At 73.3% G+C, this 12489-nt stretch carries 12 protein-coding genes; 4 read left to right on the plus strand and 8 right to left on the minus strand.

The annotated features are described in order from the left end of the window. Positions 1-123: 123 nt before the first annotated feature. The 4 genes from ACLJOU_RS22770 to ACLJOU_RS22785 all read right to left on the minus strand — a co-directional run bounded on the left by ACLJOU_RS22770 (position 124) and on the right by ACLJOU_RS22785 (position 4686). Positions 124-1260, minus strand: coding sequence for a toll/interleukin-1 receptor domain-containing protein (locus ACLJOU_RS22770; protein ID WP_410569710.1), 1137 nt, complete (start codon positions 1258-1260; stop codon positions 124-126). A gap of 90 nt (positions 1261-1350) precedes the next feature. After that, positions 1351-2574: an HRDC domain-containing protein gene (locus ACLJOU_RS22775; RefSeq protein ID WP_410570276.1), complete on the minus strand. Its 1224-nt coding sequence runs from the start codon at positions 2572-2574 to the stop codon at positions 1351-1353. Positions 2575-2672: 98 nt separating this feature from the next. Next, positions 2673-3389, minus strand: a complete 717-nt coding sequence (locus ACLJOU_RS22780) for a response regulator transcription factor (RefSeq protein WP_033291604.1) — start codon at positions 3387-3389, stop codon at positions 2673-2675. 733 nt (positions 3390-4122) lie between these two features. Beyond that, positions 4123-4686 carry a DUF3000 domain-containing protein gene (locus ACLJOU_RS22785; RefSeq protein ID WP_410569712.1) on the minus strand — a complete coding sequence of 188 codons (564 nt, stop codon included), beginning with the start codon at positions 4684-4686 and terminating at the stop codon, positions 4123-4125. A gap of 88 nt (positions 4687-4774) precedes the next feature. Between ACLJOU_RS22785 and hemE the strand changes: the two genes are divergently transcribed. From hemE to ACLJOU_RS22805, 4 genes are read left to right on the plus strand one after another with little or no spacing between them, the layout of a single operon-like run. After that, on the plus strand, positions 4775-5845 hold the full coding sequence (gene hemE, locus ACLJOU_RS22790; protein ID WP_410569713.1) for a uroporphyrinogen decarboxylase: 1071 nt from the start codon (positions 4775-4777) through the stop codon (positions 5843-5845). Continuing rightward, the gene (gene hemG / locus ACLJOU_RS22795) at positions 5842-7242 is read left to right on the plus strand and encodes a protoporphyrinogen oxidase (RefSeq protein WP_410569714.1); all 1401 of its coding nucleotides are present in this window, start codon (positions 5842-5844) and stop codon (positions 7240-7242) included. Before hemE ends, hemG begins: the two co-directional genes overlap by 4 nt. A gap of 57 nt (positions 7243-7299) precedes the next feature. Further along, positions 7300-7992 carry a hydrogen peroxide-dependent heme synthase gene (hemQ, locus tag ACLJOU_RS22800; protein ID WP_410569716.1) on the plus strand — a complete coding sequence of 231 codons (693 nt, stop codon included), beginning with the start codon at positions 7300-7302 and terminating at the stop codon, positions 7990-7992. Further along, positions 7992-9332 (plus strand): CoA transferase, encoded by a 1341-nt coding sequence (locus ACLJOU_RS22805; RefSeq protein WP_410569718.1) that lies wholly within the window; start codon positions 7992-7994, stop codon positions 9330-9332. The genes hemQ and ACLJOU_RS22805 overlap by 1 nt, the downstream gene beginning before the upstream one ends. 108 nt (positions 9333-9440) lie before the next feature. On the opposite strand, the gene ACLJOU_RS22810 is transcribed toward ACLJOU_RS22805, so the two are convergent. The 4 genes from ACLJOU_RS22810 to ACLJOU_RS22825 all read right to left on the minus strand — a co-directional run bounded on the left by ACLJOU_RS22810 (position 9441) and on the right by ACLJOU_RS22825 (position 12476). After that, positions 9441-9779 (minus strand): hypothetical protein, encoded by a 339-nt coding sequence (locus ACLJOU_RS22810; RefSeq protein WP_410569720.1) that lies wholly within the window; start codon positions 9777-9779, stop codon positions 9441-9443. Beyond that, positions 9776-10576 carry a DUF692 domain-containing protein gene (locus ACLJOU_RS22815; RefSeq protein WP_410569721.1) on the minus strand — a complete coding sequence of 267 codons (801 nt, stop codon included), beginning with the start codon at positions 10574-10576 and terminating at the stop codon, positions 9776-9778. The genes ACLJOU_RS22810 and ACLJOU_RS22815 overlap by 4 nt, the downstream gene beginning before the upstream one ends. Then, positions 10569-11501: a TIGR04222 domain-containing membrane protein gene (locus ACLJOU_RS22820; protein ID WP_410569722.1), complete on the minus strand. Its 933-nt coding sequence runs from the start codon at positions 11499-11501 to the stop codon at positions 10569-10571. The genes ACLJOU_RS22815 and ACLJOU_RS22820 overlap by 8 nt, the downstream gene beginning before the upstream one ends. A gap of 66 nt (positions 11502-11567) precedes the next feature. Further along, a complete protein-coding gene (locus ACLJOU_RS22825) occupies positions 11568-12476 on the minus strand; it encodes a TIGR04222 domain-containing membrane protein (protein WP_410569724.1) in 909 nt (302 codons plus the stop codon). Positions 12477-12489 lie beyond the last annotated feature (13 nt).

Consider the following 12489-nt stretch of genomic DNA (forward strand, 5'->3'; position numbering starts at 1 on the left):
CCTTCGCCCCCGACACCGGCAGCAACGGCTCGATGACCTGCCACTGCTCGTCGGTCAGCTCATGCCTACGCACCACGACCGAAGATCAAAGCAGATCACCCGCACCAGCTTTGAGGACAGGCCCTAGGGCCGAGGTGGGCCGCCCAGCAGGTTGCTGATGATCCTCGACATTTCGCGCATCGTGCGTATCCCCAGTTCCATCGACTGCGCGCCGACGCGCAGGGGCCGGATTGCCGCGCGCAGCGGGGCGTTGATCGCCTCCAGGGGGCGGATCTGCGTCAGGAATTCCGTGATCCGGGCCTCCAGCTCCATCACCCCGGTCAGCATTTCGACGAATTCGTCGTATTCGCGGCGCGCGCGGTCGAGCAGGTCCGGTGTCATGTGCGAGTCCATCAGGCGCATGTACGAGCGGATCGTCGAATCGGTTTCCGCGACCGTCGTTTCGAACGTCGTGCCGACCTGCTGGATGTTGACCGCCATCGGTTTGATCGTGTCGGCCGCGCGGACCACCCGTGCCTTGATCGCCTCCGGGGCCAGCCCGGCCACGTCGCCGGTCACCTGGCGCATTTCCTCGGCCAGTTCGTCCAGCGAGTGGCTGATCGCGTCGAACTGCCGCTCCAGCAGTTCACCGATCTTCGTCAGGTTCTCCTTGTATTCCTGCAGTCTCGGGCCGTCTTTCTCGGGAGTGACTCCGGCCAGCAGCAGCCGGTCGCATTTCCTGAGGTTTTCCAGCGCCGCCTCCGCCGAACGGATCGCCTTGATGAGCCGGTCCGCCACCAGGTCCATGGTGCGCCGCCATTCCGCCGTGCCGGCGCCCGCCAGCACCGCGTCCTTGATGTCGACGTACTGGAGCTTCTCGATGATCCGGATGTTGGCGTCGTCGCTCTGGCCGGTGATCAGCTCGTGCCCCAGCACGATCAGCGGCAGGATCAGCTGGGTGAGGCCGAGCTCGTTCGCCTTGGCGTAGAACGCGGTCAGCTCTTCCCGGCAGGCGCTGCTTTCGTAGAAGTAGTTCATCGAGATGACCGGGATGAACACCATCGCGGCGTTGAGCCCGTCCTGGATCTTCGTCCGCCAGTCCTCGCCCCACCCGATGCTTTCGCGGTCGACGAACACCTCGATCTTGCGCCCGTGCGCCGAAGCGCAGAACTTCTCGAGCGAATTCTTGAGCGGCGTGACGAAATTGAGGAAACCGTCATCTTCGTGCGTGAAGCTGAGAAAGCATTGCACGGCGGGCTGGTCGGACATGAAATCGGGCATCGGAGACCTTCGGGCGCTGCGTCGTTTCCGGCGCAGCCTAGGGCAGCCGATGACCCGGACCGGGGGGTTCCGGGAACTGTCCCGGATCTGTCAGGAAGCGGTGGTCTGCAGGGCCTTGCTCAGCGCCGCCACGGTCAGCTCGACCTGCCACGGCCGGGCGCCGCCGGCGCGCAGGACCTCGGCCACCGAGTCCTCGTCGGTCTCGGCCGGCGGACGCCAGCACGTGCGGCGGACCAGGTCCGGCAGCAGCAGGTTCTCCACCGGCAACCGGCGGTCCTCCGCGATGGCCGTCAGTGCCGCGCGCGCCGCCGACAAGCGGGCCGCCGCGTCCGGGTCCTTGTCCGCCCAGCGGTTCACCGGGGGCGGGCCGTCGGTCGGCTGCGAAGGCGACGGGAGCTCCGAAGCGGGCAGCGCGCGGGCCGCCTGCAGGTGCCGCAGCCAGCTCGCCGTGTACTTGCGCTGGACGCGGCCGCTGAACACCGGCAGCGCCTGCAGCTCCTCGACCGTCTTCGGGTCGGCCGTGACGGCGTTGACGATCGCGCTGTCCGGCAGGATCCGGCTCGGCGCGCGGTCGCGTTTGCGGGCCAGCTCGTCGCGCGCCTGCCAGAGTTCGCGGACCGCCGCGAGCCCGCGCGGGCTGCGGATCTTGTGCACGCCCGACGTCCGGCGCCACGGCTCGGCCCGCGGGGCGGGCGGCGGGGCCGTCCGGACGTTCTCGAACTCCTGCCGCGCCCACTCCAGCTTGCCCTGGGCGCCCAGCTCCGCTTCCAGCTTCTCCCGCAGCTGGATGAGCAGCTCGACGTCAAGAGCGGCGTAGTTGAGCCAGTCGACCGGCAGCGGCCGCTTCGACCAGTCGGCCGCGCTGTGGCCCTTCTCGAGCGTGTACCCCAGCAGCAGCTCGACGAGCGTGCCCAGCGCGACGCGTTCGTAGCCCGCCAGCCGTCCGGCCAGCTCGGTGTCGAACAGCGCCGCCGGGTGCAGGCCCAGCTCGGCGAGGCAGGGGAGGTCCTGGGAGGCGGCGTGCAGCACCCACTCCAGGGAGTTGAGGACGTCGCGCAGCGGCTGGAGGTCGTCGGCCAGTGCGATCGGGTCGATCAGCACCGTGCCGGAACCCTCGCGGCGCAGCTGCACGAGGTAGGCCTTGGGCCAGTACCGGTAGCCGGACGCGCGTTCGGTGTCGACGGCGACCGCCCCCGAGCCCGCGGCGAGCTTCGCGCAGGCGTCGGCCAGCGCGGCGGGGTCGGTGATCACCGGAGGCGTGCCCTCGGCGGGTTCGCGTAGCAGCACAGGGCCGCCCGTGGACTCGATCTCCATCCCGGTGTCCTCGGCCTCTGCACTTCCCATGGTTGACGACCCTACGGGACGGGCATACCGCGCCTGGTCTGCCCGCCCCGCAGGGCTGTTCGCTTGCGTCAGCGGATCACGCCGGCTCGCATGGCCAGCGCCACCATCTGGGCCCGGTCGCCCGTGCCGAGCTTGCGCCCGATCCGGGACAGGTGGGACTTGACGGTGAGAGCGGAGAGCGAAAGCTCTTCGCCGATCTCCTTGTTGGACTGCCCGTCGGCGACCAGCTGGAGCACCTCCACCTCACGAGCGGACAGCTCGCGCGGGGTGTTGTCGGTGCCCGCGACGCGGGTCCCGGTGGCCAGCACCGGAGCCACGCTCGGGTCGGCGTAGACGCCGCCCTCGAGCACACGCCGCACGCCGTCGGTCACCACGACCGGCGACGCGGACTTCAGCAGGTACGCCTGGGCCCCGGCCTGGAAGGCCGAGCGGACCGCGTACGGGTCGTCCGAGGATGCGAGGACCACCACGCGCGGCCAGCCGTGGCTACGGAGTTCCGTAACCAGCTCGATGCCGCTGCCGTCCGGCAGTCCGAGATCGAGGATCGCCAGGTCACAAGGCCCGGTGGCCTGTGCTCGCGCCCTCGCCTCGGCCACCGTGGCGGCTTCGTGGACGGTACCCGCACCCATCTGTGCGAGTCTTGCTGCGATTGCCTCCCTCAACAGCGGGTGGTCATCGACCACCAACACGGAAAAAAGCTCTTCCCGCGGGTGCGGAACCATGCTCGCCGGCAATGCACCGGCTGGCGTGGATCGGACGGCCTGAGATAAGCCGACGGTAGCCACGTCACTACCTCCCTGGAGTCGGTCGTGCCCCCCGACCGGCACCGGGACCTTCGGCCGTTCAGCCGCGCCAGCTTTAGACCGAAAGTGGTGTCGTCGAAGGCACTGTAGCCGCCCGGAGCCCTTCGCGGGGGGATCGAATGGGTATCTATCTCAAACGAACAGTCACTCAGTGGGTTCGTAGTAACACGATCGGGCTAGTACACGGCCGGTTGCTAACGGATAGCCCAGCGAACACGATGCTAAGGAGTTACCTGCGGCCAAATGGCCGTGCAGATGAGCCGTGCAGCTTCCGGTGCGCCTAGTGGCGAGGGGCCGGATGGGCTCCCCCAAGCCTCGGAATGTGGCTCCGGCCGGGGCGCGACTCGCCTTGGCCCGAGGCCGCCGCGAAGCCGTGCGGACGCCGGTCCCGGCCGGAAACCGTGACCGTACGTGTCCGCCGACGGGGTGGGACGGCCGCCGGGGCCGCCATTCGATCTTGTTGCGGTGCGTGACCGTACGGGGCCACGAACGAGGAGACGTGAAACGTCCTCAGGCGTCACGGGCGCGCGCCGGTGCACTCAGGTGAGCATTCGGGCCACGACGAACGCCCTGAGGGCCCTCCGAGGCCGCGGAAGGGTGAACAGCGTTCAGCGGACGTGAATTTTGCTCACATTCGTACAAGAACGGGAGGCGGGACGGCCCGCGGCGGCCCGTCGTTGCCGATTCGTTGCCGAAGATCGCCCGGACGGCCGGGTCAGGAGCCCTGGCGCTGACCGAAGAGGGTCACCCCGACCGGCGGCAGGCCCACGACGCTCGCCATGACCTGGCAGAACGCCTGCCCGTGCGGCAGCAGTTCGGTGTCGGCGGGCGTCCAGGACGCCCGCAGCTCCAGGTCGTCGGTGCGGGCGGGCCCCGAGATGTCGCCGAACCGGGCCGACGACGTCTCGGTCACCGTGCCGCCGAGGGCCTTCCAGCTCGCCCCGGACACTTCCAGCGCGTCGGTCAGCCAGGACCAGCCGACCGCCGGCAGGAACGGGTCGGTCGCCAGTTCGCGGTCCAGCTCCGCGCGCACGTACATGACGAGGCGCAGCACGCCGTCCCAGCCGTCCTGGCCGTCCGGGTCGTGCAGCAGGACCAGCCGTCCCGAGGCGAGCACGTCGGCGGGCCCGGACACTTCACAGCTGACCGCGTACGACCACGGCGCGAGCCGCTGCGGCGGCCGCATCGGCTCCAGCAGCACCTCGCGGCGGGGCCGGACGGACTGCAGCGCCGCGACGGCTTCGCGGAAGAGCTCGGGCACTGGCGTCATCGCGGTCACGCACCGACTTTAGGGCGGGCACGCCCCGTTGCGGGCGCAGGCGCGCCGAGAGAACGGCCCCACCGGGCTCGTGGCACGATTGACGGCGATGTCTCAGACCACGCCCCTGCCGCGCCAGTCCGCCCCGTCCGGCCGCCGCGAGCTGCCCGAAGCCCCGTTCCTGGCCGCCGCGCGCGGCGAACGCCCGGCCCGCCCGCCCGTCTGGTTCATGCGCCAGGCCGGCCGCTCGCTGCCGGAGTACCGCGCGCTGCGCGAGGGCGTGCCCATGCTCGACGCCTGCTTCGACCCGGAAATGCTCGCCGAGATCACGCTGCAGCCGGTCCGCCGGCACGACGTCGACGCGGCGATCCTCTACAGCGACATCGTCGTGCCGCTCAAGGCCGCGGGCGTCGACCTCGACATCGTCCCCGGCACCGGGCCGGTGGTGGCCGAGCCGGTGCGCGACCTCGCCGCCGTGAAGGCGCTGCCGGTCCTCGAGCCCGAGCAGGTGTCGAAGGTCGCCGACGGCGTCCGGTTGCTGGTCGAGCGGCTCGGCGGCACCCCGCTGATCGGCTTCGCGGGCGCGCCGTTCACGCTGGCCAGCTACCTCATCGAGGGCGGCCCGAGCCGAAACCACGAGCACACCAAGGCGCTGATGCACTCCGAGCCCGAGGTGTGGCACGAGCTGGCCGGGCGGCTGGCCGACGTCGCGCTCACGTTCCTGCGCGCGCAGCTCGACGCCGGCGTAGACGCGGTGCAGCTGTTCGACTCCTGGGCCGGGGCGCTGTCCGAGCGGGACTACCGCGAGTTCGTCCTGCCGCACTCGGCGAAGGTCCTCGCGGGCGTCGCGGAGTACGGCGTGCCGCGGATCCACTTCGGCGTCGGCACCGGCGAGCTCCTGTCCGCGATGCGTGACGCGGGTGCGGACGTCGTCGGCGTCGACTGGCGGATCCCCCTGGACGAAGCCGTGCGGCGCCTGGGCGGGCGCGCGGTCGTGCAGGGCAACCTCGACCCGGCGCTGCTGCACGCCTCCTGGCCGGTGCTGGCGGCGGAGGTCCGGCGGATCGCCGAAGAGGGCAAGGCGGCCGACGGCCACATCTTCAACCTGGGCCACGGCGTGCCGCCGGGCGTCGACCCCGACGTGCTGACCCGGGTGGCCCGGCTGGTGCACGAGCTGTGAAGCGCGTCGCGGTCGTCGGGGGCGGCGTTTCCGGACTGACCGCGGCGTACCGGCTGCGCCGGCTGCTCGGTCCCGACGCCGCGATCACGGTGTTCGAGAAGACGACGGCACCGGGCGGGAAGCTGCGCACGGCCGAGCTCGCCGGCGTGCCTTACGACGTCGGCGCCGAGGCGTTCCTGGTCCGGCGGCCCGAGATGCTCGCGCTCGTCCGTGAACTCGGCCTCGACGTCGTCCACCCGACGAAGGCCCGGGCCAAGATCCACGCGGGTGGCAGCGTCACCGGCCTGCCGCCGGGCACGGTGATGGGCGTCCCGGCGTCGGCGGAGTCGGTGGCCGGGGTGCTGTCCGAGGCGGGCCGGACGGCCGTGGCGGCCGAGCCGTCGCTGCCCGGGCTGCGGCTGCCGGGTGGGGACGTGCCGCTGGGGCCGCTGCTGCGCGAGCGCTTCGGCGACGAACTGGTGGACCGGCTGGTCGACCCGCTGCTCGGCGGCGTCTACGCGGGCGGGGCCGATGGCCTCGGCCTGCGCGCGACCATGCCGGGCCTGGCCGCGGCGCTGGCGGCGGGCGCGGGCTCGCTGACCGCGGCGGCGGCCGCCCAGCTGCCGGCGAACCCGTCGGCGGCGCCGGTGTTCGGCACGGTCCCGGGTGGCCTGGGCGCGGTGATCGACCGGCTCGCCACGGCGTCCGGCGCCGAGGTGCGCACCGGCCTGCCGGTGTGCGAGCTCGCGCGGCAGGGCACCGGCTGGCGGCTGCGCATCGGCGCGGCACCGACCGCGCACGCCCCGGCGGACAACCTCGCCGAGGCGGACGCGGTGGTGCTCGCGGTGCCCGCCCCGTCGGCCCGCCGCCTGCTGGCCGACGTGGTCCCGGCGGCTTCGGCGGCGTTCGGCGAGGTCGAGCTGGCGTCGATGGCGGTGGTCGCCCTGGCGCTGCCGCCCGGCACGGCGCTGCCCGAAGCGTCGGGGATCCTGATCGGCGCCGGCGAAGGCGACGCCTCGGGCAAGCCGTACGCGGCCAAGGCGTTCACGTTCTCTTCGCGCAAGTGGGACCACTACGGCACCGGCCCGGTCCTGGTCCGCGGCTCGGTCGGCCGGTTCGGCGAGCCGGGCGCCCTGCAGTTCGACGACGTCGAGCTGGTCCGCGTGGTCCGCGACGACCTGGCCCGCCTGACGGGCGTGACGGCGGCTCCGGTGGAGACGCTGGTGACGCGGTGGGGCGGCGGGCTGCCGCAGTACGGGACCGGGCACCTGGAGCGGGTGGAGCGGATCGAGAAGGCGGTGGCGGAGGTCCCGGGCCTGGCGGTGGCGGGGGCGACGCTGCACGGGGTGGGGTTGCCGGCGTGCGTGGCGACGGCGGAGGCGGCGGCGCAGCGGGTTGCGGCGCACCTGACCGCGTGAGTGCTCTCACCCCGACCCGTGGCGGCGGGCGCGGGCCCGCGGTGACAGGATGGACGCATGGCGCGGGTCAACTACAACGAGCTCAACGACACCATCCGCTACACCACCTGGTCGGTCTTCCGGATCGAACCCGGCAGGCTGGGTGAGGACCGCGGGACCGCCGGCCGCGAGACCGCGGAGTACCTCGACGGGCTCGAGGCCAAGGGTGTCGTCGTCCGCGGGGTGTACGACCTCTCCGCGCTGCGTGCCGACGCCGACTTCATGATCTGGTGGCACGCCGAAGAGATCGAGCAGGTCCAGGCGGCCTACGCCGGGTTCCGCCGGACGCCGCTGGGGCGCGCGTCGACGCCGGTCTGGAGCCAGACCGCGCTGCACCGGCCCGCCGAGTTCAACAAGAGCCACATCCCGGCCTTCCTCGCCGGGGAAGAGGCGCGCAAGTACATCTGCGTCTACCCGTTCGTGCGGTCCTACGAGTGGTACCTGCTGCCGGACGCCGACCGCCGCAAGATGCTCGCCGACCACGGCAAGGAAGCCCGCGACTACCCGGACGTGCGCGCGAACACCGTCGCGTCGTTCGCGCTGGGCGACTACGAGTGGATCCTCGCCTTCGAGGCGGACGAGCTGCACCGGATCGTCGACCTCATGCGGCACCTGCGCGGCACCGAGGCGCGGCGGCACGTGCGCGAGGAGATCCCGTTTTACACCGGCACCCGGGTGCCGCCCGCCGAGCTCGTCGCGGCGCTCCCGTAGTGCGGGACGTCGTCGAGGGCGTCTGGCACGCCGTTTCGGGCTCGCAGCCGGGCCCCTTCGAACTGACCGGCGCCGAGGACGTCCTGCCCGGGCCGTACCGGGTGGCGGTGGCCGCCACCGCTTCCGTCGCGGCGGCCACCTTGGCGGCCGCGGAAATGCTTCGCGTGCGCGGTATCGAGCCCGGTGTGGTCACGGCCGACACCCGGCACGCGGCCGCGGCGTTCCGGAGCGAGCAGCTGCTGCGGGTCGACGGCGTCGGCGCGGAGTCCGCCTGGGCGCCGCTGTCGGGCGACTACCGCGCGGCCGACGGCTGGGTGCGCCTGCACTGCAACTACCCGCGCCACGAAGCGGCGGTGTGCTGGGGCCTGGGCGTGCCCGCGACGCGCAGCGCGGTCGAGAAGGCGGTCGCCGGGCGCGGCGCGCGGGAGGTCGAGCACGCCGTCGTCAGCGCCGGGGGAGCGGCCGCCGAGCTGCGGTCGCCCGCGGAGTGGGCGGCGCACCCGCAAGGGGAGGCGGTGGCTTCGCTGCCGCTGGTTTCGCTTTCGCCCGTGGAGCCGGCTCCCAAGCGGACGTTGTTCTACGCGGACCGCCCGCTGGGCGGCATCCGCGTGCTGGAGCTGACGCACGTGCTCGCGGGCCCGGTGGCCGGCCGGGTGCTGGCCGCGCACGGCGCCGACGTGCTGCACATCGGGGCGGCGCACCTGCCGCGGGTCGAGGCGCTGGTGCGCGACACGAACCAGGGCAAGCGCTCGGCGTTCGTGGCGCTGGACACCGAAGGCGGCCGCGCGCGGCTGAAGAAGCTGATCAGCCGGGCGGACGTGCTGGTCCAGTCGTTCCGGCCGGGGGCGCTGGAGCGCATCGGCTTCGGGCCGGCGGAGCTGGCCGCGCTGCGGCCGGGCCTGGTGATCGCGGACCTGAGCGCGTACGGCTGGGCGGGCCCGTGGGCCCGCCGGCGCGGGTTCGACAGCCTGGTCCAGATGTCGAGCGGCCTGGCGTTCTCGGCGGACGGGCCGTCCCCGCTACCGGTCCAGGCGCTGGACCACGCCACGGGCTGGCTCACGGCGGCGGCGGTGATGACGGCGTTGCACCGGCAGGTCACCGACGGGGGCACCTGGCGCGCCCGGCTGTCGCTGGCGGGCACGGGCCGGTGGCTGGATTCGTTGGGGCGCAAGGATCCCGCGGCGGTGGACGTCGAGTACGGGGACCTGCTGGAGGAAGCGGACAGCGGGTACGGCCGGCTGACGCGGGTCCGGATGGCCGGCGGGCTGCCGGGCGCGGAGCCGTACTGGGAGTTCGGAACGCGGGTGCCGGGAGTCGACAAACCGACCTGGACGCCCTGAGTCGGTTCCCACCCGCCCTGGGGGCCGAGCCCGGTTCCAGTCTACCGGCCCCCGCCGACAAAACCCCTGGCCACGACCGGGTTGTCCACAACCACGCCAGGCTGTGGATCACCGGCGCCGGAGCCGCTCCACCAGCCGCCGCTTCGGTTTCGGCAAGTGGCCACCCTCGATCAGCCACCGCACGAACTCGTCCGCGTACGCCCCCGACCTCTCCGCCGCCCGCTTGGGCCGGCCCGCGTTGAACGACGCGAACAACGGCCCGTACCGCTCGCCCAGCGCCTCCGCCACCTCCGGCCGCTGAAACGCCAGCACCCGCCCGTGCTTCCGGCGCAGCACCTGCGCCTCCACCCGCAGCCGGGCCGGGTCGAAGCCCTCCGGTGGCGGGCCGTCGGCCAGCAACGCCCGCAACAACTCCGCTTGCCGCCTGGCCAGCTCCTCCCGGCTCATCCCGTCACCGCCGTCCGCAACGCCGCGAGTTCCGCCGCCAGCTCGGCGTCACTCGGGTAGTCGTCGTCGCGTTCCAGCAGCACCCCCGGCGGATCCGTGCGGCGGCGGAGTTCCGTCAGCAGCGCCAGCACCTCCGGCAGCACCGGGTGGGCGTGCGTGTCGTGGTAGACGCCGTCGTGCTCGACGCCGCCCGCCATGTGCACGTACGCCAGGCGCTCCCACGGGACCCCGTCCAGGAACGCCTCCGGATCGGTGCCGATGTTGCGCGCGTTGGCGTACAGGTTCGCGACGTCGATGATCAGCCGGCAGCCGGTCCGGTCGGTCAGCTCGGTGAGGAACTGCTCCTCGGTCAGCTCCGCGTCCGGCCAGTCGAGCACCGCCGCGATGTTCTCCAGCGCCAGCGGTACGTCCACGATGGACTGGGCGAGCCGCACGTTCGCCACCAGCACGTCCAGGGCCTCGCGCGTGCGGGGGAGCGGCATCAGATGCCCCGAGTCGAGCCCGCCCGCGCGGACGAAGCACACGTGGTCGCTCACCAGCGGCGCGTCCAGCGCCCGCGCGATCTCCCCGAGGTGCTGGACGCGGCCGGTGTCCAGGGGCTCGGCCCCGCCGAGGGACAGCGAGACCGCGTGCGGCAGCACCGGCAGCCCCCGCTCGCGCAGGGCCAGCAGCGTCTCCGGCAGGTGGTCGGCGTGCAGGTTCTCGGCCACGACCTCGACCCAGTCGACGCCCGGCAGCCGCGCGATGGACAGGTCGAGCTCGTGCCGCCAGCCGATCCCGATGCCCAGCTCACCCACCGCAGCCTCCTCCGCCGCACCCGCCGCCACCGCACGACGAACCGCTGCTGCACGACGAGCTCGAGCACGACGACCCGCTGCTGCAGGACGACCCGGACGACCCGGACGACCCGGACGAGCCACCGCCGCCGAACGACGTCACCGGCGGTGCCAGCGCCGTGCTCAGCTCCTCGTCCGGGTACATCGCCCAGCCGCCCAGCGCCACCGCGGCCGCCGCGCCGCCGAGCAGCACGCCGCCGGCCAGCATCCCGGCCGGCACCGGCCCGCTCGCCGCGGCCCGCGCCTGGCCCAGCAGGCGGTGCCCCGCCGCCGACGGCTGCCGCACGTCCGTCTTCGACCGGCGGACCGCCGCCACGATCGCCAGCACCGCCGCGACGAGCACCAGGAACACCAGGATCCCGACCGGGCGGCCGAGCGAGATGCCGTTGACCAGCCGCACCACGCCGAGCGCCAGTACGGCCAGCTGCAGGACCAGCCCGAACGTCCGCGCCTGCCGCTTGGCGGCCGCCGGCGCCAGCAGGCCGCGCCGGTCGAGGCCCTCCTCCAGCGCGCGCATCGCCGCGGAGCCGCGGATGGCCGCCCGGATGGTCGCCGTCGTCTTCAGGTGCGCCACGTCGTGGACCGCCCGCTCCAGCGGCTCGGCCGGCCGTGCCGCGGTCCGGCTGATCTGCTTGTAGCTGTTGACGCGCAGCTGTCCGCGTTCCACCAGCGCCGCGATCGCCGCGTCGGTGGCCCGGTCGGGGCCGCCGGCCAGGAAGGCCAGCTGGTAGACCGTCGGCGGCGGGCCGGGTGGCACGTTGTCCGCCCGCATCGCCCGGCTGGTCAAGATCCCGGACACGACGACCCTGACCAGCAGGACCGCGCCGAGCAACGCGATGTAGAGGACCACGAAATCCGGTCCGGAAATGCCCCACGGGTCGTCCATCGCCCGTCTCCCCTCAGTTTGTCGCGGTTACCGTAGCTGTGAGACGCACGCGCTCGCGTCGGCGTTTCAACCGCCGCAGCCTCCACCGCCGCCCCCGCCGCAGGAGCTGCCGCCCCCGCCGCACGAGCTGCCACTGCTGCACGAACTGCCGCCGTAGTAGCCGACCGCGGTGCCGCTCCCGGCCCCGGCCAGGCGGGTCCGGCGGTTGCGGGCGCGGGCCGTGGCGTGCTGAGCGGCCCGGGTGACCGTCGCGCGGACGTCCTCGTCGGGGTGGCCGGCCAAGCCCTCCGCCGCGACGACCCCGGGCGCGCCGGTCGACAGCGTTCCGGTCGACAGCGTTGCGGCCCGGCGGGCCGCCGCCCGGCCCGCGAAGGTGGTCTTCACCGCCGGCCGGTTCCGCGCCTTGACCGTGACGGTGATCGCGACGACGGTGCCCACCGCGAGCAGGCCCAGCAGGATGCCCACCGGGTGCCCGGTGCTCGCGCCGGCGATCAGCCGGACCAGGCCGGCCGCGACCACGGCCCAGTACGCCACCGCGGTGGCGATCCAGGTCGAGCGCAGTTTCCGGGGATCGGCGAGGAGGCCGCGATCGATCAGCGCGGTCTCCAGTTCGCGCGCGACCTTGTGGTTCGCGGCGGCGTTGCACACCCGCTCGATCGAGGAGCCGTGCTTGCCGATCCGGCTCAACACCTCGCGTCCCACGGTGTCGGGCGCGGTGCCGGTGACGCGGCTCAGCTGCCCGTTGCCGGCCAGCCGGACCACCTGCCGTTCGAGCAGGCCGGCCACGACGTACTCGCCGAAGCGCCGGCGGCCGCCGGTCAGCAGCGCGAGTTCTTCGGGCCGGTCCGGGCCGCCGCCCGCGCGGCCCCGCAGCACGAGGCCGGCGCGCACCACGGCGGCCAGCGCCGGCAGGAGCAGCAGGCCGCCGTAGAGCCCCGCGAACACCGGTCCGGGAATGCCCCAGGTGTCGGTCATGAGTCCGCCCTCC

The sequence above is a fragment of the Amycolatopsis sp. cmx-4-61 genome, from assembly GCF_046548775.1.
Lineage (GTDB): Bacteria > Actinomycetota > Actinomycetes > Mycobacteriales > Pseudonocardiaceae > Amycolatopsis.

Excerpts from the sequence above, each read along its gene's own strand:
- ACLJOU_RS22770 (WP_410569710.1), bottom strand. The coding sequence starts at position 1,260 with ATGCCCGATTTCATGTCCGACCAGCCCGCCGTGCAATGCTTTCTCAGC.
- ACLJOU_RS22775 (WP_410570276.1), bottom strand. The coding sequence starts at position 2,574 with ATGGAGATCGAGTCCACGGGCGGCCCTGTGCTGCTACGCGAACCCGCC.
- hemE (WP_410569713.1), top strand. The coding sequence starts at position 4,775 with ATGTCTCAGACCACGCCCCTGCCGCGCCAGTCCGCCCCGTCCGGCCGC.
- hemQ (WP_410569716.1), top strand. The coding sequence starts at position 7,300 with ATGGCGCGGGTCAACTACAACGAGCTCAACGACACCATCCGCTACACC.
- ACLJOU_RS22810 (WP_410569720.1), bottom strand. The coding sequence starts at position 9,779 with ATGAGCCGGGAGGAGCTGGCCAGGCGGCAAGCGGAGTTGTTGCGGGCG.
- ACLJOU_RS22820 (WP_410569722.1), bottom strand. The coding sequence starts at position 11,501 with ATGGACGACCCGTGGGGCATTTCCGGACCGGATTTCGTGGTCCTCTAC.
- ACLJOU_RS22825 (WP_410569724.1), bottom strand. The coding sequence starts at position 12,476 with ATGACCGACACCTGGGGCATTCCCGGACCGGTGTTCGCGGGGCTCTAC.